Origin of the sequence: Eisenbergiella tayi, assembly GCF_001881565.1 — a bacterium.
Lineage (GTDB): Bacteria > Bacillota > Clostridia > Lachnospirales > Lachnospiraceae > Eisenbergiella > Eisenbergiella tayi.
Genome location: NZ_MPDJ01000001.1, coordinates 1,655,426 through 1,682,040, shown reverse-complemented (window position 1 = coordinate 1,682,040; position 26,615 = coordinate 1,655,426). Strand labels below are relative to the sequence as shown.

Genomic DNA, 26,615 nt, shown 5'->3' with positions numbered 1-26,615 from the left:
TCCTTACCACGGACTGAAAAAGTATGTGGAGAGCAGTGCAACTCCGGCAATCAGCACCGCCAGCAGATCCCAGCCAGTAAAACCGACCTTTGTGATATTGGTGCGCCGGACCGGGTTATCGAGGCCACGGGTCAAGGCCGCCGCAGAGAGATCATCTCCGATTTTGACCACCGAGATCATCAGGGGAATAAAACGGTATTCAATCAGGGCAGCGGGGTTTTGCCAGAACTTTTTTGTCCCGAACTGGACCTCCCGCATCCGCATGGCATCCTTGATGGCCGCCGACTCCTCCTGCATGGTAGGGATAAAACGAAACAGGACAGAGAGCGGAATGGTAATCTGTCGCCCAATGTGCATCCGGCCAAGCGCAGTAATGCACTCGCTGGCCGTGGTGGATTTAATAATATAGGCTCCCATCACAAAGGCCGGAAACAGCCGCAGAACCAGCCCCACCAACAGGACTACCAGCATATTGACGATCATGGGAAACTGGACGGAGTTCTGGATGGCCTGCACAAACAGCCCCGCTGCGAACAGGCAGAAGAACACCGTTGCCGTCTTATACTGCCGGTTAGTCAGCAACAGGACAAAGGGAATCATCGCCACCGCGATCATAAAGGCGGTGTGGCTATATAGAAATTCTGCGGTAGCGACAACGGCCATCAGCAACAGCTTGGTTCGTGGGTCCAAGCAAAAGCCTGTTCTGTTTTCAACAACCGCTTGAAGCTGCTCCATTACACAATTCCAGCTCTCTCAAAGTGTTTTTTCAGCATTTTATGACCCAGCAGCGCGCCCAGAATACCGCCCACAAACAGCAGCGCAAAGCCCACATACAGCATCCAGGAGGGCATCAGGGATTGCAAGGTGTTTGCGTACTGATCGCCCATGGAGGTGTGGATGTTTTCCCAATACGCTTCGCCGGCAAACCAAAGGTTGGCGGGGCAGCCCATGATGCCAAGGCAAAAGCAGGCGTAGCTCAGAACAGTGACCTTGAATTTCTGATAGCCGCCGATTTTGAGCACAACATCACTCAGGATGCCGCCGAGCACCCAGCCGAGCAGGCCGATCCAGCCATAGCCGATCAGATAGAAAAAGATGCCGCCGATGATACCTGTGATGGTCAGCATACCAAACTTCTGAATCTTGGTATAGTAGAGCATCATAGGAATGCCGCAGACGATAGGCCAAATTATGAACAGGAACGGGTAGACCACCGGCAGCGCAGTAAGCAGGCCGACAACAAAGAAAATAACGAGGGTCATGGCTGTGTAAATGCCGACATTGATTAGGTCTTTACCTGTGAGCTTCTTTGTGTTTTCCATTTTTGAATATGTCCTTTCTGAAAAGAATTAAGTGTTGCAAAACCCCGTGCAAAGGGGACGCTGCGGTTTCACCTCCACATCACTTAGTTAGTAGATGCTAACTATTGCGCAAAAATTTTGGGGATCAGATCCCCAAAACTGTCTGCCATCCGGAGTTGAAAAAAGAGACAAGCGTGTGAACATATTTCAGCGCGGCCTCCTTGGGGAAGTTGTGCATGACCACTTCAGCCAGGGACGCAAAATACGCATGGAGCAGAATATGCCACTCCTCTTCCGCCAATTCGCGAACCTGGATGCCCCGAGATTTCAATTCTGCAAAGAACTTCAGCGTGACCCGGGTTTCCAGACAGACAACATCATCCAAAAAGGAGGAATACCGCGTGCCCTCCGCCCGCATAAGAAGCAGCCGGAATACATCAAAATGCTCATAGATGTATTCGATAATGACCGACAGCGTTTCCTCCGACAGTTTCCAGAGGGATTTCAAGTCGTCCGTCTTTGCCAGTTCCATGTGCTCATTTACCGACGCCTCATAGATGGCCTTGACCTCCTGGACAACAGGCTCCACCAGCGCGCCGAACAGAGCTTCCTTATCGTCAAAGTGGTTATAAAAAGCTCCGTTAGTCACATGGGCGTCCTTGCAGATCTCCCGGATGCTGGCCCGCTCAAAGCCATATTCCAGAAAGTGCTTTTGGGCGCAGAGCAAAAGATTTTCGTGTGTCTGCTGAAAGTCTCTTGACATTCGCTGTCCCTCCGTCCTATACTAAAATTACACTGTAATATTACGATGTAATTCAGATTTTAGCACAGGGCACTTGAAATTGCAATACCCTCCTTGTATTTTTTGTGGCCTGAAAGGAGGCTGGTTATGAAGTCGAAAGAACCGGGAACGATTCGGCAGCTCTTTGCTTTCGTGGGAGAAAACAACGGTAAAATGCTCCTCTCCATCTTCCTGGCTGTTTTGGGAGAACTCTTTGGCATGGGCCCATTTTTAATGGTGGCTGTCCTCGCGGACGCCTTGTACCGGGGGACTGCAACGCCCACGCTGGTATTGTTTCTCTGCGGAGGCGCCGCAGTTTGCCAGATCATAAAAATGCTGCTTACCTGGCGGTCCTCCCTGATGTCCCACAAAATTTCCTTTACCATACTGAAAAATATCCGGGAGGCCATTACAGACCGGATGGCGAAGGTCCCCATGGGCGTCATGCTGGAAACACCTACCGGGGCTTTCAAAAATCTGATCGTGGACAATGTGGCGAAGTTGGAGGACTCCATGGCCCATTTCATGCCGGAACTGCCATCCAACATCGCCGCACCCCTATGCAGTATTCTTCTGATTTTCCTGCTGGACTGGCGGATGGGGCTGGCCGCACTGGTGACAATTCCGCTGGGCACCCTCTTTTTTGCCGCCATGATGCGGGGATATGGGCCCCGCATGGAGAACTATATGCGATCTGCCAACGAGATGAACAGTGCCTTGGTGGAGTATGTCAACGGTATTCAGGTCATCAAGGCGTTCAACCGATCCGCAGCTTCCTATGGAAAGTATGCTGATTCTGTCCGCTATTTCCACGATTCCACCATGGCATGGTGGAGCCAGTGCTGGCTTTGGAACGCGGCGGCCCGGGCAGTCCTCCCTTCTACGCTTCTGGGGACCCTTCCAGTGGGAGCGTGGCTCTACATGGAGGGAAGTCTTTCTCTCCCTGTCTTTCTGGTGGCCTTGGTGGTGCCTCTGGGGTTTATTGCGCCTCTGATGAAGGTATCCGAAGCCATGGAGCAGGTCAGCATGATCAAGGGCAATCTGGAACAGGTCACAGCTTTTTTGAAAACACCGGAACTTGTCCGCCCCACAAAGCCCGCAGAGCTTGGGGAGCGGCGTTATCAATTTGAGGATGTCCATTTTGCTTACAATGAAGCCGAAGTTCTCCACGGTATCTCATTCCAGACACAGCCCGGTACCATGACCGCCATAGTCGGTCCATCCGGCTCCGGGAAGTCTACGATTGCCAAGCTGATGGCCGGCTTCTGGGATGTAACCTCCGGTACAGTCCGCTTTGGCGGGCAGGATATTCGCAACATTCCGTTCGGGCAGCTCATGGGCGAGATCAGCTATGTAGCCCAGGACAATTTTCTCTTTGATAAATCCATTCGGGAAAACATCCGCATGGGAAACCCTAATGCCAGCGACGGGGAAGTAGAGGCTGCGGCCAAGGCTGCCAACTGCCACGACTTTATCATGCAGTTAGAGCAGGGCTATGATACCATGGCCGGTGATGCCGGGGACCGCCTCTCCGGCGGAGAGCGGCAGCGCATCACCATTGCGCGGGCCATGCTCAAGCAGGCGTCCGTCATCATTTTGGACGAGGCGACCGCCTATGCCGATCCCGAGAACGAGGCGCTGATCCAGCAGGCTATCAGTAAGCTGGTGGCGGGAAAGTCTCTGATTGTCGTGGCCCACCGGCTGAATACGATCCGCAATGCCGACCAGATATTGGTTGTTGCCAATGGCGAGATTGTGGGCCGGGGCATTCAGGAGGAGCTTCTGGAGAACTGCCCCCTTTACCGGAAAATGTGGCAGGACTACGCCGGCTCTACGGAAGGAGGTGTAGAAGATGTTTGAAATGATTCGCCGTATCTTTAAAATTGCGGGAAACAGCCGGGGAAAAATCGTGGCAGGGATTGTCTGCAATATTCTGAAATCATTCTTCAACGGGTTTATGATGTTCGGTGTATTCTGGATTCTGCTCCATCTGGATGGACTCTCTCCGGTCATCATCGGGCAGGCTTTTGGCGTAATTCTGGGCAGTGTACTGGGCCGCTTCTTTTTCCAGTGGATGTATGACCGTACCATGAGCGGATCTGGCTATGACATTTTCCGGGACTACCGGCTGGAGATTGGAGAACGGCTGAAACAGGCACCCATGGGATATTTCTCAGAACAAAATCTGGGCACCATTCAGGCCATGCTCACCACCACGATTGCCGATTTGGAGGGGTACTCCATGCTGGCGATTGAGCAGATGACCAGCGGTGTGGCCATGGCTGTGCTGATGTCCGTGATGATGTTCTTTTTCAGCCCGGTGATTGCGGGATTGAGCCTTGTGGGGCTGGCGCTTGGGATGCTGGTTCTCCGCTGGGTGAGGCTTCGTGCCGCCCAATATGCCCCTATTTACCAAGAGGCCCAAGAGCATCTGGTCGGTAAGGTGATGGAATACATACGGGGTATTTCGGTGCTGCGTTCTTTCTCTAAAGGTGACGAAGGACAGCGGGAAGTCCGCGCTGCGTTCCAGGAAAAATGGGATGCGGACTACGGACAGGAAAAGGCTACGGCTGGCGTCCTCCGTTTCTATGGGGTGACCTTTAAGCTCATGAGCTGTGTGCTGATTGCGGCGGCGGCTCTGCTGTATCTGGCAGGGCAGATCAGCCTGCCTTATTGCTTGACTTTCCTGTTCTGCGCTTTCACAGTCTATTCCGACTTGGAGACGATGGGCAACAGCGCCTTTTTGAGCAAGAAGATCAATACGGAACTGGACCGGCTGGAGGAAGTCACCGACATTCCAAAGATGGATGCCAGCTCGGAGAAACTGGTTGTGTCCCACTATGATATTTCTCTGGAACATATCTCATTTGGCTATGGGGACCGCCGGGTGATCCATGATATTTCGCTGGAAATCCCGGAGCACACCACCTGCGCGATTGTAGGACCCTCCGGCAGCGGCAAGACCACACTCTGCAATCTGATTGCCCGCTTTTGGGATGTGCAGGAAGGGACCGTTCGGATTGGCGGAAAAGATGTGCGGGATTATACTGCGGACAGCGTGCTGGAATACATCAGCATGGTCTTTCAGAATGTGTACCTCTTTCACGACTCTGTGGAAAACAACATCCGGTTTGGCCGGCCGGAAGCCACCCATGAGCAGGTGGTAGCGGCCGCAAAACGGGCCTGCTGCCACGACTTCATTTTGTCCCTCCCTGAAGGATACGACACAATCATCGGAGAGGGCGGCTCCACTCTCTCCGGAGGAGAAAAGCAGCGTATTTCCATCGCCAGGGCCATTTTGAAAGATGCTCCCATCATCATTCTGGACGAAGCGACTTCCAGCGTGGACCCGGAGAATGAGCAGGCGCTTTTATCTGCCATCCAGGAGCTGACAAAGGATAAGACGCTGATCTCGATTGCCCACCGTCTGAGCACTGTCCGAAACGCCGACCAGATTATTGTAATAGACCAAGGGCGAGTTGTTCAACAAGGGAAACATAACGAATTACTACAAAAGGATGGGATATATCGAAAATTTTTATCTCTACGCACAAGGGCAACTGGCTGGCATCTATAACTGATGAATATAGAATAATGGCTGTGATTAGAGGCAATCTATTCACAGCCATTATTTTTATTTTTGAAAGCGATAACCGTATCCATGTACAGTTTGAATCGCATTGATATTTAGTTTTTTCCGTATCTTGTAGATCCGGCTGGTGACGCTTTCGAGGCCGGAAGCAAAATCATCAGGCATCGCATATCGGTAAAGCTGCTCCCGGGTAAAGGTCCAGCCGGGATGCAAAGCCAGATAGTATAAGATATTGAACTCCATCGTGGTCAACTCCACAACTTGTTCATTTACATAGACCCTGCGTTGATTTGGGTCAATACACAAATTCCCATATTGCAGCACAGCCATCCCGGTCACCAGCTTCACCTCCCGCGACTATTTCTTTTTGTCCATATTCTGCTTCAGATGCCGAAAGCTACTTTCGCTGATCACATGCTCCATGCGGCAGGCGTCCTGTTCCGCGATCCTCGGCTCTACACCGGCTTCTATCAGCAGGCGTGTGAAGAAGCAGTGCTTCTCATAGGTCTGCTCTGCTACCTCCCGGCCTACATCGGTCAGGCGGAGAAAGAAGTCCTCGTCCATGGTAAGAAAACCGCCCGCCTTCAAGGTAGCTACAGCATGGCACACGCTGGGCTTGGATACCCCCATGTGCCGGGCCACATCTACGGAGCGCACCATCCCTCTTTCCTTTTGGAGTACCAACACGGCCTCCAGATAGTCCTCGCCCGACGCATGGAGTTTTTTCATAGACGCGACCTCTCATTTATACAGTGATTTTCTGTTCTGCGTTCCACATGGCCGCATACTTGCCGTTCATAGCCAGCAGCTCCTCGTGGGTACCGGATTCCTTGATCGTTCCGTCTGCCACTACCAGGATCTGATCCGCATTCTTGACGATGGACAGGGTATGGGCAATCATTACCACGGTCTTTTTCGCCTTGAGCAAATTGGCGATGGCCTGCTTGACCGCCAACTCGTTCTCGATGTCCAGGGATGCCGTGGCCTCGTCCAACAGCAGAATCGGGCTGTCCTTCAGAATGGCACGGGCGATGGACAGCCGCTGGCGCTCCCCGCCAGAGAGCAGATTGCCGTTCTCGCCGGTAGGGGTATCATAGCCCTTTTCCATCCTGCGGATAAATCCGTCACAGTTGGCCTCCCGGCAGGCTGCCTCAATCTCCGCGTCTGATGCGCCGGGGCGGGCGTGACGGATGTTGTCCCGGATGGTGTCGTCAAAGAGGAACACATCCTGATCCACCATGGAAACCTGCTCCAGCACGCGCTCCGCCGCCACATGATTGATGGACTTCCCTCCGATGGAGATGAAGCCGCCAGCTGGCTCATAATATTTTGCAATCAAATTCAGGATAGTGGATTTGCCGGAGCCGGAATCACCTACAATGGCGGTCAGCTTCTGATTCGGCACCGTAAAGGACGCCTGCTTCAGCACCGGCTCTCCGGGAACATAGGCAAAGTCCACATGGTCAAAGACAATCTCATGGGTAGCGGGCCGCAGCGCCTCCATACTGCCGCTTTCCTCCGGCTCATCCATCACGCCCAAGATCTTCCCTTTGGAGATCATCAGGTTTTTGTAACTGGTGAGGTCCACAAAAATGGCGTTGGCAAGTTTGGAACAGAACAGCGGCAACATGCAGACCAACAGGTAGGAAACCGTGTCGATGGCCCCGGCTACCCACGGTGCGTAGGCGATTAAGATGACCAGCGGGCAGGACAGCCAGATCAGGATACCCAGCCCGGCTCCCACAGGGAGCACCTTGGCCTCATATACAAAGCTGATGCGGCAGAAGTCCCGCATGGCGCTGATGACCGTCTTGTTTTTCAAGCCGCCCACGCCATAAGCCCGGAAGGTCTGGATGCCGGATACATACTCCACGATGCTGCTGACATTCTCCGCACAGATGTCATTCTTTTCCTTGCCGTACTTCTTCACCATACGGAAAGAAAGCCACAATCCAGGAATCAGCAGCAGATCCGCCACCAGCAGAATCAGCCCGGCGGGGACATAGATCGTCATGACAAACACAATCAGCATGATAGATAAGGCAAAGTTTTTCGCCAGGTCCCCGATTTTGTGGGTCAGGATCTTTTCATAGTTATTGACATCGCTGGTGATGGTATTGATGTAGTCGCCGGTCTGCCCCTGAGTAAACCGGGACAGGGGGATACGCTTGAGATGATCACCCATAAACAGCCGGATATTTTGGCTGACTTCCGCACCGCCGATCTGGGCTTTGGTGTAGCCATAGCTGTAAATCAGGATACGGAGCAGGAAGATGCCGGCAATCGCCCCGGTCAGCATCAGCACCCGGTCCAGGTCAAACTGCCCAGCCCACAAAAACTGCATGACCGAGTAAAGCAGCAGGAACAGGCTGCCGGAGAGCAGGCCCTCCAAAACAGTTCCCCCAACGCCAATGTAAAAATTTTTGTTCTTTTTCAAGACATCGTGTTCTCTCATTCTCCTCGCCCCCCTTCCAACTGATAGGTGATGTTCCGGGCCTTTTCGTAGTCCTCCCAGGCTTTCCGGTAGTAAGCGTTATCCCTGCGGACTTCCTCATGGGTGCCGGCGCAGGTGATGGTGTGGTCCTCCACCACTGCGACCCGCTCACACATCTTCAGGGCGCTCAGGCGGTGGGCAACCACAATGACGGTCTTGCCTTTACAAAGATTTTGGATGGCCCTGTCAATCTCCATCTGGTTTTCCGGGTCGGAGGCGCTGGTGGCCTCATCTAAAATCAGGATCGGGGCATTTTTCAAAATGGCGCGGGCAATGGCGATCCGCTGCTTCTCTCCGCCTGAAAACCGGGAGCCGAAGCTCCCCACCTTGGTATCGTAGCCATCCGGCAGAGACATGATGAAGTCGTCGATCTGGGCTTCCTTTGCGGCGGCCCTCACTTGCTCCAGACTGGCGCTGCTCCCCATGCGGATGTTCTCCAGTACACTGTCGCGGGTGAGGAAGGTCTTTTGAAATACGATAGCCACATTGCTCAAGATGGTGTCGTAGTCCAGCTCCTTGACATTTTTCCCGCCGATCAATACCTCGCCCTCCTGCACATCATAGAAGCGGGAAATCAGTTCGATAATGGTGCTCTTACCGGCGCCGGACTGTCCCACCAAGGCCAGCCTCTCTCCGTCCCTGATTTTGAGATTGACGCCTTGTAGCACATCGGTTTTGCCATCATAGGAAAACCGCACATTCCGCAGTTCAATATCATGGCATTGGGGGAAATCCGTGCCGCCCTCATAGATGGGGACATCCAGGATCTCCTTCGCTTTGGTGACCGCGTTCAGCACATTGGCGAAATTGGTCCCCAACTCCTGCAGCGGACGGATCTCCGTCAGGTACATGGACCCCACATAGAGGAACAGCAGGAACGCGCTGGCTGTTAGAGAGCCTTTCAGGAAAAACATCCCGCCCAGCGGCACCATGAGCAGCATTCCGCACTCAATGATGACCACAAAGGCCGCGTAGGGGGGCCCCATGCGGCGGGAGGTCTCGTTCCACATGGCGTTTTCCTCATGGATGGCGGAGGAGAATTTCTGGAAGGATTTGCTCCCCATGTTATATGCCTTGATGAGCTTCATGCCGCTGATATACTCGATCATGACCGAGTTCAGCGCGGTGATGGAACGGTTGGCCCGGTCCATCAGGTCGTCCGTGTTGCGGAACATGACCGCCATCACCACGGCCGCAAGCACCAGCGGCACCAGGGAAATCAGAGCCAGCGGGATGTTGACGGTCATCAGGTAGGCAAAAACCACCACCGGCCCCACCAGATAGCACACCAGATCCGGCAGGTTGTGGGCCAGAAACAGCTCCAGCTTCTCAATGTCCTCATTCAGCACGGTTTTGATGTCTCCGGTCCGCCGCTCGTTCAGCGCCCCCAGCGGCACCTTAGCCATGTGCTCCGCTACCATGCAGCGTACCTTGAACAGCGCGCCGTAGGCTCCCTTGTGGGATACTACCCCAGACGCACCGAACAGCACAAAGCGGAGCACCACTGCCGCGGCCACAGCAGCCACGACCCGCACCACCAGTTCTTCGGTACAGGTCCCGCCAAAGGCGGCGTCCATCAGCTGGTAAATTTCAATATAGGGCACCACAATGCACAGGCCCCCGGCCATCGCCAGAAGCACGGCCAGGAACAGCCATACCTTTTGCTCCCCGGCCCAGTGGAGCAGCAGGGCTACACGATTGGTTTTCTTCTGTTTCATAGACTACCTCTCCTTTCCATCTGAAACAGAGAACAGCTCTCTCAGTTTCGGGAGGGCGTCCATCACAACGGGTATATCATCGGGCATCTCGCCCTCGTCAAAATGTAGGACACGGGAGCAGGTACGGCAGACAAATTCAAAATCATGGGTGACAATGAAAATGACCTTTCCAAGCTCAGACAGCCGCCGGATCAGTCCCGCCACCTGGGTCATGCTGTCAAAGTCCAGACCGCTGGTAGGCTCGTCAAACACCAGCAGGTCTTTTCCGCAGATCATGCTGACCGCTACGGCCACCCGCTGCTTCTGCCCGCCGGACAGCGTGTTGGGGTGGCGCTCCCGATAGGGAGCCAGCCCCAATTCCTCCAGAGTCGAGGCGGCCAAGGTCAAGTCCGGATTGCGGATGCCGAAAGAGCACTCCGCCTCCACACTCTCGGCAAATAATTCGTAGTTCACATCCTGCATCACCATGTAGGAGCGTTTCAGCCTGTTCTTCCGCTCCATTGCCTGTCCATCCCACAGAAACTGCCCCTCGCAGTCCTTGTGGAGTCCGCACAGGGCGCGGGAAAAAGTCGTTTTCCCGGCCCCGTTGTGGCCCACCACGCCGATTACCTCACCCTTTGTGGCGGCAAGGCTGATGCGGTGCAGGATCGTCCGCTTTTTATACCGGAGCGTGACATCCCGAAGCTCCAGGACAGGGGAAGATGCCGGCGGGTGGACTTGCGGAGGCCGCACCTCCGCTAAATCCGCCGCCCGCAATCCGATGCGTTCCCGGGCCTCCTTCGGCAATCTGCGGAACTCTTCCGGCGTCAAAATCTTCTCAATCCGGCCCTGCTCCAAGTACACGATCCGGTCCGCCAGATCCATCAGATAATAAAGCCGGTGCTCCGCGATCAGGATGGTCTTGCCCTGCTTTTGAAGCAGCCGCAGATGTCTTTTTAACTCCTGGATAGATGTCATATCCAGATTGGAGGACGGCTCATCCAGCAGGTAAATCTCCGGATTCATGGCATAGACCGAGGCGAAGGCGATCTTCTGCTTTTCGCCCCCGGACAATTCAAAGATATTGCGGTTTCGGAGCGGGCGGATATGCAGGTCGTCAGTGGCCTGCTCCACCCGCTCCGCCAGCTCCACGGGCGGTCGGGCCTCGTTTTCAATCCCAAAGGCGATTTCGCTGTCCGTGTCCACATTGAAAAACTGCGTCCTGGGGTTTTGGAACACAGAGCCGACTTTAGCGGCGATCTGGTACATGGGCAGCTTGCTGATCTCCTGTCCATCCACCAGTACGCTGCCCGTCAATTCTCCCGCATAGAATTGTGGGATCAGGCCGTTGACCAGCCTTGTGATGGTGGTCTTGCCGCATCCGCTCCGGCCGCAGAACAGGACGCACTCTCCGTCCGCAATCGTCAGATTGATGTCGTGCAGGCCATCATGCTCCTGCCCCTGGTAGGCAAACGACACATGCTTCAGCTCAATCATCCGAACACCCCCTTCCAGTACAGCCCCACAGCGAGGTACGCCGCGAAGCAGACGCCCGCCAGAAGATCCGCGGGTCCTATGTGAATCTGCACCAGACAGGTCCGGGGCTTCGGGTTTTCGATCCCGCGGGTAATGGAGGCGATGGACAGTTCATCCGCCGCCTTGGAGGCCGCCATCATCAGCGGGACATAAATGCACTCCACCGTCATGGCCGGGTGCGTCAGCAGTCCCTTGGGAGACGGCGATACATCCCGCATCCGCATGGCGTCCTTGATAAACCGCCAGTCCTCCTGGATGGTGGGGACATAGCGGAGCATGACGGCCAGCGGGATCACCAGCTTTTTCGGTGCGTGGATGCGGTTCATGGCGGATAAGAATTCGCTGACCTTCGTGGTAGAGAGGACAATGCCGGACAGCATCCCACAGGGATAGACCTTATGGAACAGCCCCAAAAAGGCGATAAACATGGTGCGCCAGGTGCCCGTCATGGTGTCCATAATCCAGAGGGTGAGCAGAACAATCAGCGCATAGAACAGCACCCCCTTCCAGGCATATTTCCACTTCCCGAAGCAGACGCCGAGCAGTCCGATCAGCACCACAAGGCCCAGTTCGTAGAATAGGGACGGGGCCATCATAGCGGAAAGGATGCAGAACAGCAGCAGCAATATCTTCGTCCTGGGGTCCAGCCACAGCCCGCGCCGGGATGACGCTCCGCCCATCATGCGGTGATCCCAGCCTTTTCAAACTGCTTTTTCAGCATCTTGCCGCCGACCCAGCCGCTGAGAGCCGCCACCGTCAATGTGCCGGCGATGATGACCACGAGGAGCCAGGAGGGTGCGGAGGCGTTCATGGTGTCGATGTAGGACTGTTCCGTGCCATTGTTCAGCATGGTGCTGGCCCAGCCGTCCGGGTCAAGAAAGAATACCACATAAGTATAGATGCCTCCCAGGGAAATCAGCATATAGGACAGCAGATTGATGGCCTTGTTGCGGTAGTGACCGGCGCCGGCTACCAAGTCCGCAATGAGTCCCATCCCGATATAGCCCAGGGAAAACGCCCAGTGCATTCCGGTGGCAAACCAGATGATCCCCATGATGATGCCGAGGATTGTGACGCTCCACCGCTTCTGCACTTTAGCCACCATCAGCAGATAAATAGGGCCGCACAGCAGCGCCGCCCCCATCGGCATATAGAAGGTCAGGACTGGATTCGGGGCGAACGGAAGTCCGCCGACCAGGGTAAACACAAAAAAGATGGCACTGAAAATACCCGTTGTCACAAGATCCTTGACCGTAAGGCCCTTCTTCAGTGAATTGACTTGATTACTCATTTTGCTCCTCCTGTTTTTGCGTCATGTTGACTTTTTCTTTGTGATATGCTACTCTTTGGTTAGAGTTCGCTAACCGTCACCTATAACATACACTCGATTGGGGCGGCTTTCAATGATTTGAAACGAGGTTCGTCTTTTCGTTTCAAAAGTTCGTCCAATCGTTGTAAAGAGGAGGCGAGTCTTTTGTCATGCCCGAAATCATTGAGCAATACTATGCGCCGCTGTTGAAAGGGCACGGTTTTATTCCCGACCCGGATAATCAGCAGTATGGTTCTTTAGGTATCTCGTGGAAGTTATCGCCCGAAATCGGAGAGGGGTCCTACTGGACCTACGGGCAAAAGGATCTGTACGACATCAAGATCCATAACTTTTCCTTTCACGAGGACTCTCTGCTGGAATTCTCCCTGCCAGAGTGTTTGAGCATCACCCGCTATGATTCCATCTCCGGCGAGGAATTGGCTCCGTACCGCCGGCTGTCCGCCGGGTGTATCAAAACCTATATCGGTGGCTATTCGCCCTACCGGGTGCTGATCCACAAAAATATTCCCATTCGCTCCATCGGCGTTGAGATCATGCCCGCCTACTATGAGGATTATCTCAAAAAGCAGTATCCGGACGAATACCACAACCCGGTGGAGGCATTCCGAAAGATCGACCAGACAACAGACTTCCCGGAAATGTCCAGGCTCCTTACAGAGCTTCAAAATTACCGCGGAGATGGGATCGCCGCCAAACTGTTTTATGAGGGCAAGGTAGCCGAAGCGTTGTCGCTGGTGGTGGAGTATCAGAAAAAGCGTCCGGCGGCCACTGGGCGGCTGGCAACCCAGGATATTGAGAATATTCAGACAGTCGCTACCTACCTGAGCGACCATTACGCCGCGGAAGTTCCCATGGAGCGTCTGACCCAGATTGCCTGCATGGGGACAACAAAACTCAAGAGCAGTTTCAAGAAGGTCTACGACTGCACCATCACCGAGTACATCCAGCAGCGCCGCATGAGCCAGGCGGAGTACCTTCTCACCAATACTGATTTGTCCATTGGACAGATTGCGCAGACTGTGGGCTATTCTACCTCCAGCCGCTTTGCGGAGCTGTTCCGAAAGAGCACTGGACTGTTACCGGGAGAGTTTAGGAAGGTAGGAAAGAAGTAGAATAGAAAGCGTGCAGCTCCACTTTAGTTTTGGAACTGCACGCTTTCTTTATAGCGTTCCCCATATCTGCGCATGGCGATTTTTTTGCTGCAAATGCCATAGCCACCCAAAAATCACAGTGCAAATATCTGTACTGCAGTTTTGTCTTTTGCGATCAATCAAAGTGTCCATCGGCTGGACTCCGTGCGCTCGGACACGAAATCCCGGTAGATGCCCGCCTGCTGGATCAGTTCGTCGTGGGTACCCTTTTGGACGACGCTGCCCTGGTCCAGCACCAGAATCTGATCCGCACCCCGCACGGTCTTGAGCCGGTGGGCGATCATCAGCACGGTCTTCTCCCTCGTCAGGGCTTCCATAGCCCTTTGGAGCTGATCCTCATTCTCGGGGTCCACATTGGCCGTGGCCTCGTCGAAGATGACGATGGGCGCGTCCTTCAAGAGACACCGGGCGATGGAGATGCGCTGCTTCTCTCCGCCAGAGAGCGTGGCTCCTCCCTCGCCAATTACCGTATTATATCCATCCGGCAGGGCGGAGATAAAGTCGTGGCAGCACGCCTTTTTTGCAACCTCCACCACCTGCTCATGGGTAGCGTCCGGGCAGCCGAACTTGATATTGTTCTCCACCGTGTCGGCAAAGAGGTACACCCGCTGGAACACCATGCTCACCTGCTCCATGAGGGATTCCAGTGTGTACTCCCGCACATCCCGGCCGCCGATGGTCACACGGCCGCCGTCCACATCCCAAAACCGGGCGATCAGGTTGCAGAGAGTGGTCTTGCCCGAGCCGGAGGGCCCTACAATGGCGGTGGTCGTTCGATCTGGGATGGTCAGAGACACATCCTTGAGGATGGGGCGACTTCCATAGGAGAAGTTCACATGGTCGAATACAATCTCGTGGTCCTCTGGACGGATTACCGTGCCGCGCTGATCCATCTCCGGGATGTCGTCCACCTGGTTTGCATGGTCGATGGAGCTGCCCACCAGACGCAGGGCGGACACGCCGCTGCCCGCGGACTGGATCTGGGAGAAAATCAGGAAGGAGACGATGACCGCCATCAGCGCATTGGCGAGGGACATGGCTCCTGTCAGGCACAGCCCCACCGACGCGGCCAGGATCAGAACGCTGAACAGGTGGAGAACCATCTCCTGGCCCCAGATATAGGGAGTGAACAGCTTCTCTACCGCCAGATTGTTCGCCCGGCTGTCCTCCAGAGCCTGCCGCACCCGCTTGTCACCCTTTCCGGTCAGGTTAAAGGACTTGATGACGCTCATGCCCTGGAGCTGTTCCAGCACCGCCTCCACCAGCCGGGCCTCGTCCCGCTGGCGCTTGGGGGCGATTTTGGCGGACTGTTTCTCCATTCCGGAGAGAAGGGCCAGATACACCAGCATCCCCGCCAGGGCCAGCAGACCGATCCGCCAGTCCCAGAACAGGATGCACAGCAGCATGACGGCAGAATTGATCAGGCCGCCCAGGATACCAACCAGTACCATAGGGCCGGTGCTCTCCACCTCGTCCAGAACGGTGGTGGTGATGCCGGTGAGCTCCCCCAAACTCTGGTCGTTGAAATAGCCCATGGGGACCCGCTTGAGTTTGTCGCCGATGGAGATACGCTTATTCGCCACCATGAAGTAGCCGGCGTGGGTCTGTTGGAGCTGGCTGAAGCGGTTGAGGACCGCCCGGCCCAGAATGCTGGCCAGCAGAAGCCCCAGCGCCTGCCATGCCGGGGCGGGGTCTGTGGAGCCGCCCACCAGGGCCAGCACCACCACATAGATGGCCGCGATCTGGAACATGTGGAACACCGCGTAAAAGAAGCCTAAAATCATGGACTTTCGGATATTGCCCTGTTCCTCGCCGGCAAAGTGCCAGATTTTTTTCAGAACGCCGATCATGCCTGCTCTCCCTCCTTTGCGCCCATGTGAGCCCGCCACATCTCTTGATACAGCGGGCAGTTTTTCAAAAGTTCTTCGTGGGTGCCCGCATCCTGGATGCGGCCGCCATTGACTACCACGATCTGATCCGCTCCCGTGATGGTGCTGAGGCGGTGGGCGATGACCAGAACGGTCTTTCCCGCCACCAGCTTACCCACGGCCTGCTGAACAACAGCTTCGTTCTCGGGGTCTATGTAGGCGGTCGCCTCGTCCAGCACCACAATGGGCGCGTCTTTGAGCATGGCCCGGGCGATGGCGATGCGCTGGCGTTCGCCGCCGGACAGATGGGCGCCGCCTCCGCCCACCACGGTGTCGTAGCCGCGTTCCAGGCCCCGGATAAAGGCGTCGCACCCGGCGGCCTTTGCCACGGCCTCCACCTCGGCGTCGGTGGCCGCCGGGCGACCCATGCGGATATTTTCCCGGATGCTCTCGTCAAAGAGGTAGTTGTCCTGGGAGACAAAGGCCACCTGGTCATAGAGCTGCTTCAGTGGGACCCGCTTCAAGTCTTGTCCGCCCAAGGTGATGGAGCCGGAGGTTACATCCCAAAAGCCGGCGATCAGCTTGGCGATGGTGGACTTGCCCGAGCCAGAGGGCCCCACAAAGGCGGTCATGCTCCCGGCGGGAATGGTGAGGGACACATCGTGGAGCACCTCCTTGTCCGCGTGGTAGCCGAAAGACACATGGGAGAGCTTGATGTCCCGGCCCCGGAACTCCACCGACGCTTCCCCGTGATCCTGCTCCGCCCCGTTCAGGATGGCGTCCACCGAGCCCACGATGGTGCCCACTTTGGCAAGGCTGTCCACAAAGTCCATAGCGGCCAGCAGAGGCCCGGCAATGCCCAGGGACAGGACGATGGTGGTGATAAAGGTCTCGATGGGCAGACTCCCTCCGGTGTAGAGAAGCCAGCCCACCGGCAGAATAGTAATCATGGTGGTAGGTGAGATGGCACGGGCCAGAGAGACCGGCATCTGGCAGCTCTTCATCCAGTGGTAGAAGTAGGAGGCGTTGGCCTTTACGCTGTCGGAGAAGCGGGCATAGGACTGCTTGCCCTGGTTGAACGCCTTGATGACCTCAATGCCGCCGATGTACTCCACAATGGCGCTGTTCATGGCCTGGGTGGTCTTGACCGAGCCCTCATACTGCTTGCCGTAGCCAGCCATCACCGCCATCATGAAAGCCATGCCCACCGGGATGGACACCATGCTTAAAAGGGCCATCCGCCAGTCCAGTACGAACAGGTAGATCAGGATGCACACTGGCCCCAGCACATTGGCGGTCATCTCCGGCAGAAGATGGGCCAGGGGCCGTTCCATGCTCTCCACCTGGTCCACAATGATCTGCTTCATCTGGCCGCTGGAGGTGTCCAGAATCGTACCCAGAGGCATCTTTGGCAGCTTCTCCAGCACCCGCTCCCGGATGGATTTCAGGATGGCAAAGGTGGCCTTGTGGGATTGGGACAGGGCCAGGGAATACAGGGTGGCCCGGAGCAGGAAGCCCACGAGCGCCACAACACACCATATCAGGTAGTATTGCATACTCTGCTCCCCTTTCAGCAGGCCCAGGATGATCTGCGCCGCGGCGAAGTAAGGGAGCATCCCAAACAGTACCCCCACCACAGCGGACAGGACCGCCCGCTTCAGGCCGCCCTGCTGTCCCTCTCCCAGCTCCCACAAACGGAGCATGGGGCTTTGTTGTTTCATGATATAAATTCCTCCTTTTGGTTAGTAATTGCTAACTTTTGTGCAAACAGGAGGGCTGCACCCAAGGGCACAGCCTCTTTTGTCAGGGCTGAGGGTCAAACACGGTGCCGAAACCTGCCATGTGGTAGCGGTTGAGCATCTTGACATAGCGGTGGGCGGCGGCGCGGTCCATGTTGTGCCGCACCACCTCGAACATGCCGTTGAAGTAGGCGGTGACGATGATATGGATGAACTCCTCCGTCACCAGGCCGGATTTGACGCTCTCGCAACCGATGACCTCCATGTACTTGTAGGTGTACTCCACCTCGATGTCCACCAGTTCGTCCAGGAAGCGCGAAAACCGGGTACCATGGGCCCCGTCCAGCAGCAGGCGGAATACATCAAAGTGGTCGTAGATGTAGTCCAACAGGTCTTCCTGATGGCGGGCAGTGTACTGGCCCATCTCGGCCCTCTGCTCCTCCTCCGGGAATTGGTGAAAGTCCTCCTGGACCTTGCGGAACATGGCCTTAAATTCATCCACCACCGGCTCCGCGAGGGCGCGGAACAGCCCCTCTTTGTCCCCAAAGCGGGTGTAGATTGACCCGGTGCTGGTCTCCGCTTCCTGGGCGATGGTACGCAAGGAAGCGTCCAGAAATCCCCTGGACAAAAACTCCTCCTTGGCGCACTCCAGCACCCGGTCATAGACGCCCACCTTTTGTTTTGCCACTGCCATTCCTCCTCATTCAAAACAATGTTTTATAACGCTGTTTTGAATATAGCACTACGGTTTTCATTTGTCAAGAGGGGAGCTCAGAATAAGAGAGCGAAAGACCCCGCAGACCGAATCTGCGGGGTCTTTTCATGTTATTCTATTTCTGCATCCTCTTGAATAGTCGGATAGATCATCTGCCACGCCGGGAGAAAGTCCAGTTGAACCAGCGCGTTGCGGAAGGCCCTCGATAGTGGGTCTACAAATTCCCTTCGGCTGTGAAGCAGTTCCACGATATAAAGCTCCCATGTGTAGTGGGGTCCCCGCTGTTTCTTCCACAGCGGATAATACGCCCTCTCTGCTCGGAACATCAGAAACTCTACGATTGAGATACAGTTCTCGAAGGAATAGAGCTTTGCCATATGGAGCATCCCGGCGCTGTCATAACGCGCTACGGGAAAGTCCACTTCTGCCTCTGACAATGTAAAGTCAAATGCGGAGGCCGGGAAAGCCATCACAGTGTTGAACAGCACCCTTTGAGCTGCCAGGAGCAATGTTTTTTCTCGCCGCAAAAAGGAGATATATTCCTCCCATGTGAGGTCGGCCCAAAACCCGTCCACATCGCTTTTCTTTTTCCAAGTGAACAGCGTGTCCTCCACCCGGTAGGTTAAATAGGTCAGGTACCCGTATGTTGTTTCTTCATCATACAGCTTTGCGTACATGCCGGTACGAAGGATTTGTTCTACCAGCTCTTCATTTTGATCCCAGTCCATTGTTCCACCTGATCTGTCATTTTTAGCCCAATTAAAAATTCAGGAAATCAAGCCCGGCGGCCGTTGACATTGCAATTACTTCATTTGGGTTGTTCTGCAATTCCACCTCCGTCCCCAGTGCGCTCATCAACAGGCCGAAGGTATCGTGCATCCCCAGCTGATTCTGCATATTGTATGTGGCGGCGTACTCCGGAAAATAGGCCCAGATATAGTTCATCAATGCGGGGTAGTTGATTAGGCCGCCAGTCCTTAACTCCTCGTACTGCCCCCATAGTTCAAACAAGGCGAGACTGCTGGCCCGCTTGGAAAAGAACAGATACCCCAAGGTATTGTCAATTCCTTCCCGTACATCCTCTTCGGACTGCTCCGATTGCTTCAATACGGTTTCCGAGAAGTCGCAGTTCCAAATAGGATAGCAGACAGCGAGGACTTCCTCTCCTGTACCTGTTTCGATCCAGAAGACGCCGTTCATCAGCGGCTTGTAGCGTGCAGTACGGCCCCGCGGCGTGGCAAGGGGCGCCGGGTAGGGCCCAAAGTATTCCGGATGATACTCCATATTGAAAAAAGCAACATCACGAAGCGAGGTTTGTCCGTCTGCGTACATTCCGTGCCGGACCTGATACCGATAGATCTCATACTCAATAATTTTATACCCATGTCGTTCCTCCGCAAACGGATAGAGCAGCACACGGGAGTCCTCTTCCGACATTCTTCCGTATGCCATAGCCTCTTTTGATATGGCTGGCGAGGAGCGTTCCACCACATAGTATTCGTCCGCTAAAAACCTGCCGTCCTGTTTCCGGGCCGCGATATAGTAGACGCCGGGGCACTCCTGACATGCCCTTACTATTTCACCAACTGTGTCGTCTAAACAGAACGGCAGCCTCTCCGGGGGTGATTCTCTTTCTCGATCCATGCGTTTCTCTCTTTTCCCGTGTGGCGTTTTACTCAATTATAACACCATTAAAGTGCTATTGCATAAAAAAGCACACCACGCGCACCCTAATGTCACACCACAAAAGTGTACCATGAGGGAAATGGTGGTGGAGGAATCGTATATGGAGATGGACTTTATTAGAAACCGTATTACAGAGTTACGGGTAAAAAAGGGGATTTCCGAGTATCAGTTAAGCTATGATTTAGGGCATAGCAAGAACTATATTCATAACATTGTAACGGGGTATTCCCAGCCATCTGTGAAAGAACTGCTCTATTTGATTGACACGCTCGGTATCACGCCCCGTTTGTTTTTCGATGAGGAAACAGAATACCGAAATCCAATTTTAGTTCAGGAGATTATAGATGGCATCAAGTCGATGAACGATCAGGATTTAGAAGCTGTTCTGCTGATGGTCAGGCGCTTGAATGAGAAAAATTGATGGACATGAAATCATGTAATTAAGATATTATACCCGACATACCGGGAATATTCAAGATGCAACATGTCAAATATAATAGGAATCACAAAGGGGTGGTCTCTATTATTACTTACGATCCGCTCTGGGATACCATGCGTCGAAAAGGAATTACGACCTATTCTTTAATAAAGGATTATTCCTTCAGCAAGGGGACATTGGATTCTTTGAAACAAAACCGGAATATCTCAACCGCAACACTGAATGACCTTTGCAACATTCTTTCTTGCAGGGTAGAAGATGTTCTTCGCCACATTCCAGACAAAATATAAACGACGCTTTGAGGGCATTACTGCTCACACCAAAGCGTCGTTTTTTATATCTGCTTGCTGGCTGGCGTTACTCTAATCTTGTCGATTTACTCCATGTATAAAGTATTACTTACCTAAAATTCGGCCTTTCTATTGTCTTGTCTTTAATGGTCAACAGTGTTACGGTGGCAAGAATTTATAGCCCTTCCCATACACGGTTTGGATAAAGTCAGCGTTCAGCTTATGGCGCAGCTTGTAAATGATGCTGGAAATCCCCGTCCAACTGCTGTCAAACGAATCAGGGGCGGCGAACTCATAGATCTCCCTTTTTGAAAATACCCGTCCGGGCCGCCGGGCAAGCAAATGAAACACATCGAACTCCATAGGAGTCAGCTCTATGAATTTGCCCTGCCAAAACACTTGACGGCACGCAGCGTCGATACATAAAGCCTTATAGCGCAGAGGGGCAGAGGAAAGATCCGTACACATGACCAGTTCTGTTGACTCTATGAAGGCCATGATTTTCTCTGCGGTTTCAAGATCATCTTCTTCGACTGATAATATGAACAGTTTTCCCACTACATCACCTCCGATAACCTCGACTGCCAGACCACTTTTACTTGTCCTTTAGCCCTGATTTAATTTTTTGAAAACTGTCATCGCTGATTGCGTGCTCCATGCGGCAGGCATCCTGCTCGGCAGTCTTTGGCTCTACACCTGCATCCACCAGCAGACGGATGAAAAAGCAGTGCTTCTCATAAGTTCTTTCGGCAACCTCTCGGCCCACATCGGTCAGGTGCAGGAAAGAGTCTTCGTCCATGGTGAGAAACCCGCCCTCTTTCAAGGTGGCTACCGCATGACACACGCTGGGTTTCGATACATCAAGGTGCCGGGCCACATCTACGGAGCGCACCATGCCTTTCTTCCTCTTTAAGACAAGGATTGCTTCCAGATAATCTTCGCCAGATGCGTGTAATTGTTTCATGGGGAGCTCCTCTCCATCAAGACAGGCTCCAACCGGCAGAGTTCATACGGATACGGACGAAATCCTGATAAATACCGGGTTGTTCCATCAATTCCTCATGGGTGCCATGCTGCGAGATATGTCCGTCACTGATGACCAAAATCTGGTCGGCGTTCTGGATGGTATTCAAACGGTGGGCAATGACCAGCAGGGTCTTACCCTTTACCAGTTCGGAGATAGCCTCCTGAATATAGCTCTCATTGTCAGTGTCCACGCTGGCGGTCGCCTCGTCCAAAATTACAATAGGAGCGTCTTTCAGAATACAGCGGGCGATGGAGATACGCTGTTTCTCACCGCCGGAGAGGGTTGCGCCGCCCTCTCCCACCACAGTCTGAAATCCGTCAGGCAGAGCCATGATGAAATCGTAGCAGCGGGCTTTCCTCGCCGCCTCATAGACCTCCTCCTCGGTGGCGTTTGGCTTGCCCATACTGATGTTGTTATAGATCGTGTCCTGGAAGAGATACACGCGCTGGAATACCATGCTGATGTGATCCATCAGCTCCGCGAGGGGGACTTGTCGGGTGTCCACGCCCCGGATGGCAACACTGCCGCTTTTCACATCCCACAGCCGGGCCAGCAGATTGGCGATGGTGGACTTCCCGCCGCCGGAGGGGCCCACGAGAGCGGTCATGCTATTGGGGAACATCGAGAAGCTGATGTGGTGCAGCACCTCTTTGTCCTGGTAGGCAAAGGCTACATCATTGAACTGCACCTCCGGCTGGCCTGGCTGCGCTTGAGCCGGGATATGCTGTTTCCCTGTGTCCGGGAGCTCCGGCTCATCCAATACAGCCTCAATGCGGTCCAGGGCGGCGTTCATCACAGTCAGGCGGGACGCCTCGCCATAAAGCGCCTTGAGCGGCCCGAACAGGTCAAAGACGAACAGGAGGACGCCCAGCACATAGGCCAGAGAAAGGACACCGCTCCGCTCCAGAAAGACCGACAGGCCAAAAATCGCGGCAATCCCGATTCCATAAAGGACATTCAACCCCATGGTCCACGGGGTCATCTTCCGTTCAAAGGCGAGGGATGTATTTCTGGACCGCTTGAAATTGCCGGTCAGTTCTTCCGATTTCTCACCCAGCAGGTTATAGCTCTTGATGACCCCGATGCCCTCCACAAAGGACAGCACCGCGTCCGTCAGCCGTTCGCTCTGTTCCTGGCGGCCAGCGGCTTCCCGCAGGGAAACCTTGTTCATCCCTCTGGAAACCAGCCACGCCAGGATGGTCACAAGGGCCGCGATCAGGCCCAGCTGCCAATTCAGATAGAACATGAACCCCAGCAGGACCAGGGAGGACAGCAGATAGCTCATCATGTTGCCCAGCGTGCTCATGGCGACTTCTTCAATAAACACCATATCGGTGCTGAGGACAGAACTGATTTTGCCGATATTGCCGGAGGTGAAGTAACCCATAGGCAGTTTCCGCAGGTGTCCGCCCAGCTCCATGCGCTTCTCGGCAAACATCAGGTAGCCCGCCGCGCTCTGGAGGCTGTCGCTGAGGTAGTGGACCAGCATCTGCACCAGCACGGCCGCCGTGAGGCCAAGACCCACATAGAGGCAGGTCTGTCCGGTCAATGTTCCGGCGGCAAAGCCGCTCAACACCACAAAGGCCAGGAAGATCGGCATTTTAGACAGGATCGACTCCACAAACGCGCAGGCAAAAGCGCCCTGAATACGCCCTTTATATGGACCAGCAAGTTTCAAAATCCTTGAAAACAGTGCAAACATTTAGTTCCCCTCCTTTGCGGTATGTATGTTCCATTCGGCGCTGTCCTGGGCCGCCTTCCACAGCTTTTGATATTCCGGGCAGGACTGGATCAGGTCCTGATGCTTTCCTGCCGCAACCAGTTTGCCGTGGTCTACGACGCAGATTTGGTCGGCGTTCATAATAGCAGGCAGCTTATGGGCGATAACAACCAGAGTCTTGTCCTTCACCAGTTCCGCAATCGCCGCCTCCATCTTCTCCTCGTTCTCGGGGTCAGCGTAGGCGGTGGCCTCATCAAGCACCACAATAGGGGCGTCCTTCAGGATGGCACGGGCCAGAGAAATACGCTGGCGCTGACCGCCGGAGAGCATCTTGCCCGCATCCCCCGCCATGGAGTGGATACCTTGGGGCAGCTTTTCCAGAAACTCCATACACTGGGCTTTTCGCGCTGCCTCCAGGACCTCCTCATCGGTAGCGTTCAACCGTCCCATGCGGATATTCTCCAGCAGAGAGGTGTTGAACAGGTATTGATCCTGCGCTACATAGGAAATACGGCTGTTCAGCGCCTCCAGGCTCATGTCACACAGTTTCTGTCCGCCAATGGAGATGCTGCCTTTCTGCGCGTCATAGTAGTGGATCAACAGCTTTGCCAGAGTGCTCTTGCCCGAGCCGGACTCTCCCACCAGGGCCGTTTTCTGTCCGGCCTTGGCCGTAAAGCTGATGTCGTGGAGCACTTCATCCTCCACCACCATGGGCTTTCCGTCCGGGCCGGGCTGTGTCTTGGTGTAGCCAAAGGAAACATGGTCATAAACGATGGTATCATCCTTGCCGTGGAAGCTGTCCGGCGTCTGCTGAAGCTCCGGCGCATCCAAAACCTGCTCCAGCGCAGAAATCTTGTAGTTGAGCTGGGGCATGGTGGGCAGGAAGCCCAGGGATTTGAGGAGCGGCATCCCGATGCTCAGGGAGAGGCACAGCACCAAAATCAGGTCTGGCAGAGCCGACCAGCCGGCGAAGACAAACCACGCCCCCAGCGGCAGAGTCAAAATCACAGTGCAGGGAAGGAGGCTGCTGTAAATTGCCATCCAGGGCCATGCCGCCTTGTACCAAGCCAAGGTGTAATCCCGGTAATCCGAAACATCCTTGCGAAACCGCTCATAGGAGTCCGCGTCCTTGTTGAATACCTTGACGACCTCCATGCCGTTGATGTACTCAATGATGGTGTTGTTCATCTTCTGGCCGGCCATATAGTAGGGGCCCATTTTCTTCATGCCCACCGAGTACATGGTCATCATGGCGATCAGGCTGATGGGGATGGAGGCCAGAGACAGCAACGCCAGCTTCCAGTCCACGAAAAACATAGCCACATAGACCGCGATGGGGACCATCAGGTTTGCGATTCCCTCTGGCATGGAGTGGGCCAACAGGACCTCCAGACTGTCCACATCATCGACAAACAGCTTTTTGACCGTGCCGGTGCCCTTGTCCTGGATCACGCCCAGAGGCAGTTTCTCAAACCGCTTTTGCAGGGCAGTCCGCAGCCGGAGCAGCGTGTCATAGGCGGCCTTGTGCGAAAGATTGAGCCCCCAGCCATAGAGAACAGCCTGCAAGACCAGGCACACCAGCACCAAAGCCACCCGCAGGATAAGAAACGAAGCGTCAAGTTCCGCTCCCATCACCAGCGGAGCAATTACCTGGTAGGCCAGCACAAAGGGCAGGACGCCCATCAAAACGCTGACCAGCACCACCGCTGTGGCCGCATAGAGGCCCTTTTTATGCGGCCCCGCGTATTCAAATACCTTTTGAAACATGATTTCAACCTCCCATCAATGAAAATACTGTTCCGACAGAGCTTTCAACATCTGCGGCGTGAGCCGGTGGTTTTGAACGGCCCCCTGGTCGTCCAGCTGGACCACCTCCGTACAGGTCCGGACGATAAACTCAAAGTCGTGAGAGACCACAAACACGATCACGCCGGAAGCGGACAACTGCTCAATCAGGCGGCTGACCCGCACCATGGAGTCATAGTCCAGGCCGCTGGTGGGCTCGTCAAAATAGATCACTGGGCTGTCCTTGACGATGGCCGCGCCAATGGTGACCCGCTGTTTCTGCCCGCCGGAGAGGGCCGCCGGGTGCTGTTCCCGGTATTCGGACAGCTCCAGCGCCTCCAGCGCGGCGTCCACCTTCTCTTTGCAGTCCTCCCGAATCCCAAGAGAGAGTTCTTCCTCCACACTGCTGGCAAAGAGCTGGTAATCCGTGTCCTGCATGACCAAATAGGACAGCGCCCGGCGCTGGCGTGGGGTGAGCTTTCTGCCGTCAAAGGTGATCTCGCCGTTCCGCTGCTTCAAGAGGCCGGTCAGGATGGACAAGAGGGTGGTCTTGCCCGCTCCGTTGTGGCCCAGGATGCCGATCACATCCCCGGCGTGGGCTTCAAAGCTGACATTCCGAAAGACCTCCTGCTCTTTCGGATAAGCAAAGGAAAGGCCCTGCACACTCAGCAGGTGTTTCCCCATTGGGCGGCGTTCTTTTTCCTGATAATGCTCCGCATCCCGCTCCGGATATGCAGTCCGCAGCCCATAGGATATGCGCGTTCCCTCCGGTAAGGAGCAAAACTGCTCCCTTGTAAATTCCTGTTCGATTTTTCCGTTTTGTATGAGAAATACCCGGTCGATTAAATCACGCAGATAGTAAAAGCGATGCTCCACCACAAAGATGGTGTATCCGTCCCGCTTCAATTTTCCCATAATCTCCGCAAGCCGTTTGGTGGCCGCATAATCCAGGTTTGCGGAGGGCTCATCGAAGATATAGACCTTCGGTGAAAGCGCGTAGACCGAGCCCACGGCGATCTGCTGCTTCTCTCCGCTGGACAGGGCAAAGATACTCCGGTTTAGGTAGTCCGCCAGTTCCAGATCCTTTGCGGCTTTTGCGATGCGGTCAATGGTTTCCTCACGGGGGAGGCCCATATTTTCGCAGCCAAAGGCCAGTTCCCGCGTAGTGTCCGTCATGAAGAACTGGGAGCGCGGGTCCTGAAATACCGTCCCCACCTGCCCGGCCAGCTGTGCGGGCTTCATTTCCAGCAGGGAGCGCCCATCCATCACAAGGTCGCCCTGTATCTCACCGGGATAAAAGTGCGGGATCAGGCCGTTGAGTGAGCGGATCAGCGTGGTCTTGCCACAGCCGCTTCGCCCGGTCAGGAGGATAAATTCGCCGGTCTGCACCGTCATATCAATGCCACGGAGGGTAAAGTCCTTGCTCTCTTCATAGCGAAAGCTGAAATTCTGAAACGAGATCAT

Annotated in this window: 25 protein-coding genes; 5 read left to right on the top strand and 20 right to left on the bottom strand. The window is 54.7% G+C overall.

Going from position 1 to position 26,615, the window contains the following annotated elements; translation table 11 throughout:
• Nucleotides 1–3 precede the first annotated feature (3 nt).
• The 3 genes from BLA28_RS07035 to BLA28_RS07025 form a co-directional block, all read right to left on the bottom strand.
• Complete coding sequence (locus BLA28_RS07035; protein WP_058722723.1) at nt 4–735, bottom strand: energy-coupling factor transporter transmembrane component T; 732 nt, start codon at nt 733–735, stop codon at nt 4–6.
• Nucleotides 735–1,322, bottom strand: coding sequence for an MptD family putative ECF transporter S component (locus BLA28_RS07030; RefSeq protein WP_021632145.1), 588 nt, complete (start codon nt 1,320–1,322; stop codon nt 735–737). Before BLA28_RS07030 ends, BLA28_RS07035 begins: the two co-directional genes overlap by 1 nt.
• Nucleotides 1,323–1,446: 124 nt before the next feature.
• Nucleotides 1,447–2,064, bottom strand: coding sequence for a TetR/AcrR family transcriptional regulator (locus BLA28_RS07025; protein WP_058722722.1), 618 nt, complete (start codon nt 2,062–2,064; stop codon nt 1,447–1,449).
• Between the two features lie 126 nt (nt 2,065–2,190).
• Between BLA28_RS07025 and BLA28_RS07020 the strand changes: the two genes are divergently transcribed.
• On the top strand, nt 2,191–3,942 hold the full coding sequence (locus BLA28_RS07020; RefSeq protein WP_058722721.1) for an ABC transporter ATP-binding protein: 1,752 nt from the start codon (nt 2,191–2,193) through the stop codon (nt 3,940–3,942).
• A complete protein-coding gene (locus BLA28_RS07015; RefSeq protein WP_058722720.1) occupies nt 3,935–5,659 on the top strand; it encodes an ABC transporter ATP-binding protein in 1,725 nt (574 codons plus the stop codon). Before BLA28_RS07020 ends, BLA28_RS07015 begins: the two co-directional genes overlap by 8 nt.
• A gap of 57 nt (nt 5,660–5,716) precedes the next feature.
• Here the strand turns inward: BLA28_RS07015 and BLA28_RS07010 are convergent, their stop codons facing one another.
• From BLA28_RS07010 to BLA28_RS06980, 7 genes are read right to left on the bottom strand one after another with little or no spacing between them, the layout of a single operon-like run.
• Entirely contained in the window at nt 5,717–6,004 is a 288-nt protein-coding gene (locus tag BLA28_RS07010; protein WP_058722746.1) for a winged helix-turn-helix domain-containing protein, read from the bottom strand.
• A gap of 27 nt (nt 6,005–6,031) precedes the next feature.
• On the bottom strand, nt 6,032–6,403 hold the full coding sequence (locus BLA28_RS07005; protein ID WP_058722719.1) for a metal-dependent transcriptional regulator: 372 nt from the start codon (nt 6,401–6,403) through the stop codon (nt 6,032–6,034).
• Nucleotides 6,404–6,419: 16 nt separating this feature from the next.
• Entirely contained in the window at nt 6,420–8,129 is a 1,710-nt protein-coding gene (locus BLA28_RS07000; RefSeq protein WP_071698935.1) for an ABC transporter ATP-binding protein, read from the bottom strand.
• On the bottom strand, nt 8,126–9,886 hold the full coding sequence (locus BLA28_RS06995; protein WP_071698934.1) for an ABC transporter ATP-binding protein: 1,761 nt from the start codon (nt 9,884–9,886) through the stop codon (nt 8,126–8,128). Before BLA28_RS06995 ends, BLA28_RS07000 begins: the two co-directional genes overlap by 4 nt.
• 3 nt (nt 9,887–9,889) lie before the next feature.
• A complete protein-coding gene (locus BLA28_RS06990) occupies nt 9,890–11,362 on the bottom strand; it encodes an ABC transporter ATP-binding protein (protein ID WP_071698933.1) in 1,473 nt (490 codons plus the stop codon).
• Nucleotides 11,359–12,081 (bottom strand): energy-coupling factor transporter transmembrane component T, encoded by a 723-nt coding sequence (locus BLA28_RS06985; protein WP_058722717.1) that lies wholly within the window; start codon nt 12,079–12,081, stop codon nt 11,359–11,361. Before BLA28_RS06985 ends, BLA28_RS06990 begins: the two co-directional genes overlap by 4 nt.
• Nucleotides 12,081–12,692, bottom strand: coding sequence for an MptD family putative ECF transporter S component (locus tag BLA28_RS06980; protein ID WP_058722716.1), 612 nt, complete (start codon nt 12,690–12,692; stop codon nt 12,081–12,083). Before BLA28_RS06980 ends, BLA28_RS06985 begins: the two co-directional genes overlap by 1 nt.
• A 188-nt stretch (nt 12,693–12,880) precedes the next feature.
• On the opposite strand from BLA28_RS06980, the gene BLA28_RS06975 reads away from it, so the two are divergent.
• Nucleotides 12,881–13,843 carry an AraC family transcriptional regulator gene (locus BLA28_RS06975; protein ID WP_071698932.1) on the top strand — a complete coding sequence of 321 codons (963 nt, stop codon included), beginning with the start codon at nt 12,881–12,883 and terminating at the stop codon, nt 13,841–13,843.
• Between the two features lie 158 nt (nt 13,844–14,001).
• Here the strand turns inward: BLA28_RS06975 and BLA28_RS06970 are convergent, their stop codons facing one another.
• The 5 genes from BLA28_RS06970 to BLA28_RS06950 form a co-directional block, all read right to left on the bottom strand.
• The gene (locus BLA28_RS06970) at nt 14,002–15,732 is read right to left on the bottom strand and encodes an ABC transporter ATP-binding protein (RefSeq protein ID WP_058722714.1); all 1,731 of its coding nucleotides are present in this window, start codon (nt 15,730–15,732) and stop codon (nt 14,002–14,004) included.
• Nucleotides 15,729–17,471: an ABC transporter ATP-binding protein gene (locus BLA28_RS06965; protein ID WP_071698931.1), complete on the bottom strand. Its 1,743-nt coding sequence runs from the start codon at nt 17,469–17,471 to the stop codon at nt 15,729–15,731. The genes BLA28_RS06970 and BLA28_RS06965 overlap by 4 nt, the downstream gene beginning before the upstream one ends.
• Nucleotides 17,472–17,553: 82 nt before the next feature.
• Nucleotides 17,554–18,183 carry a TetR/AcrR family transcriptional regulator gene (locus tag BLA28_RS06960; RefSeq protein ID WP_207731715.1) on the bottom strand — a complete coding sequence of 210 codons (630 nt, stop codon included), beginning with the start codon at nt 18,181–18,183 and terminating at the stop codon, nt 17,554–17,556.
• 131 nt (nt 18,184–18,314) lie between these two features.
• Nucleotides 18,315–18,932 (bottom strand): hypothetical protein, encoded by a 618-nt coding sequence (locus tag BLA28_RS06955; RefSeq protein WP_058722712.1) that lies wholly within the window; start codon nt 18,930–18,932, stop codon nt 18,315–18,317.
• A gap of 31 nt (nt 18,933–18,963) precedes the next feature.
• Entirely contained in the window at nt 18,964–19,848 is an 885-nt protein-coding gene (locus tag BLA28_RS06950) for a hypothetical protein (RefSeq protein ID WP_071698930.1), read from the bottom strand.
• A 142-nt stretch (nt 19,849–19,990) separates the two neighbouring features.
• Here BLA28_RS06950 and BLA28_RS06945 point away from each other — a divergent pair, with 142 nt between their 5' ends.
• Entirely contained in the window at nt 19,991–20,311 is a 321-nt protein-coding gene (locus BLA28_RS06945; protein ID WP_058722745.1) for a helix-turn-helix domain-containing protein, read from the top strand.
• A gap of 56 nt (nt 20,312–20,367) precedes the next feature.
• Entirely contained in the window at nt 20,368–20,619 is a 252-nt protein-coding gene (locus BLA28_RS34635) for a helix-turn-helix domain-containing protein (RefSeq protein ID WP_207731714.1), read from the top strand.
• Nucleotides 20,620–20,778: 159 nt separating this feature from the next.
• On the opposite strand, the gene BLA28_RS06935 is transcribed toward BLA28_RS34635, so the two are convergent.
• Genes BLA28_RS06935 through BLA28_RS06915 form a run of 5 tightly spaced genes read right to left on the bottom strand, consistent with a single transcriptional unit; the run spans nt 20,779 to nt 26,615 of the window.
• Nucleotides 20,779–21,177, bottom strand: a complete 399-nt coding sequence (locus BLA28_RS06935) for a winged helix-turn-helix domain-containing protein (protein WP_058722710.1) — start codon at nt 21,175–21,177, stop codon at nt 20,779–20,781.
• 37 nt (nt 21,178–21,214) lie between these two features.
• Nucleotides 21,215–21,583: a metal-dependent transcriptional regulator gene (locus BLA28_RS06930; RefSeq protein ID WP_071698929.1), complete on the bottom strand. Its 369-nt coding sequence runs from the start codon at nt 21,581–21,583 to the stop codon at nt 21,215–21,217.
• Between the two features lie 16 nt (nt 21,584–21,599).
• Nucleotides 21,600–23,348, bottom strand: a complete 1,749-nt coding sequence (locus BLA28_RS06925; RefSeq protein WP_071698928.1) for an ABC transporter ATP-binding protein — start codon at nt 23,346–23,348, stop codon at nt 21,600–21,602.
• Nucleotides 23,349–25,133 carry an ABC transporter ATP-binding protein gene (locus BLA28_RS06920; protein ID WP_071698927.1) on the bottom strand — a complete coding sequence of 595 codons (1,785 nt, stop codon included), beginning with the start codon at nt 25,131–25,133 and terminating at the stop codon, nt 23,349–23,351. It abuts the gene before it with no gap.
• A 15-nt stretch (nt 25,134–25,148) separates the two neighbouring features.
• The gene (locus BLA28_RS06915) at nt 25,149–26,615 is read right to left on the bottom strand and encodes an ABC transporter ATP-binding protein (RefSeq protein ID WP_071698926.1); all 1,467 of its coding nucleotides are present in this window, start codon (nt 26,613–26,615) and stop codon (nt 25,149–25,151) included.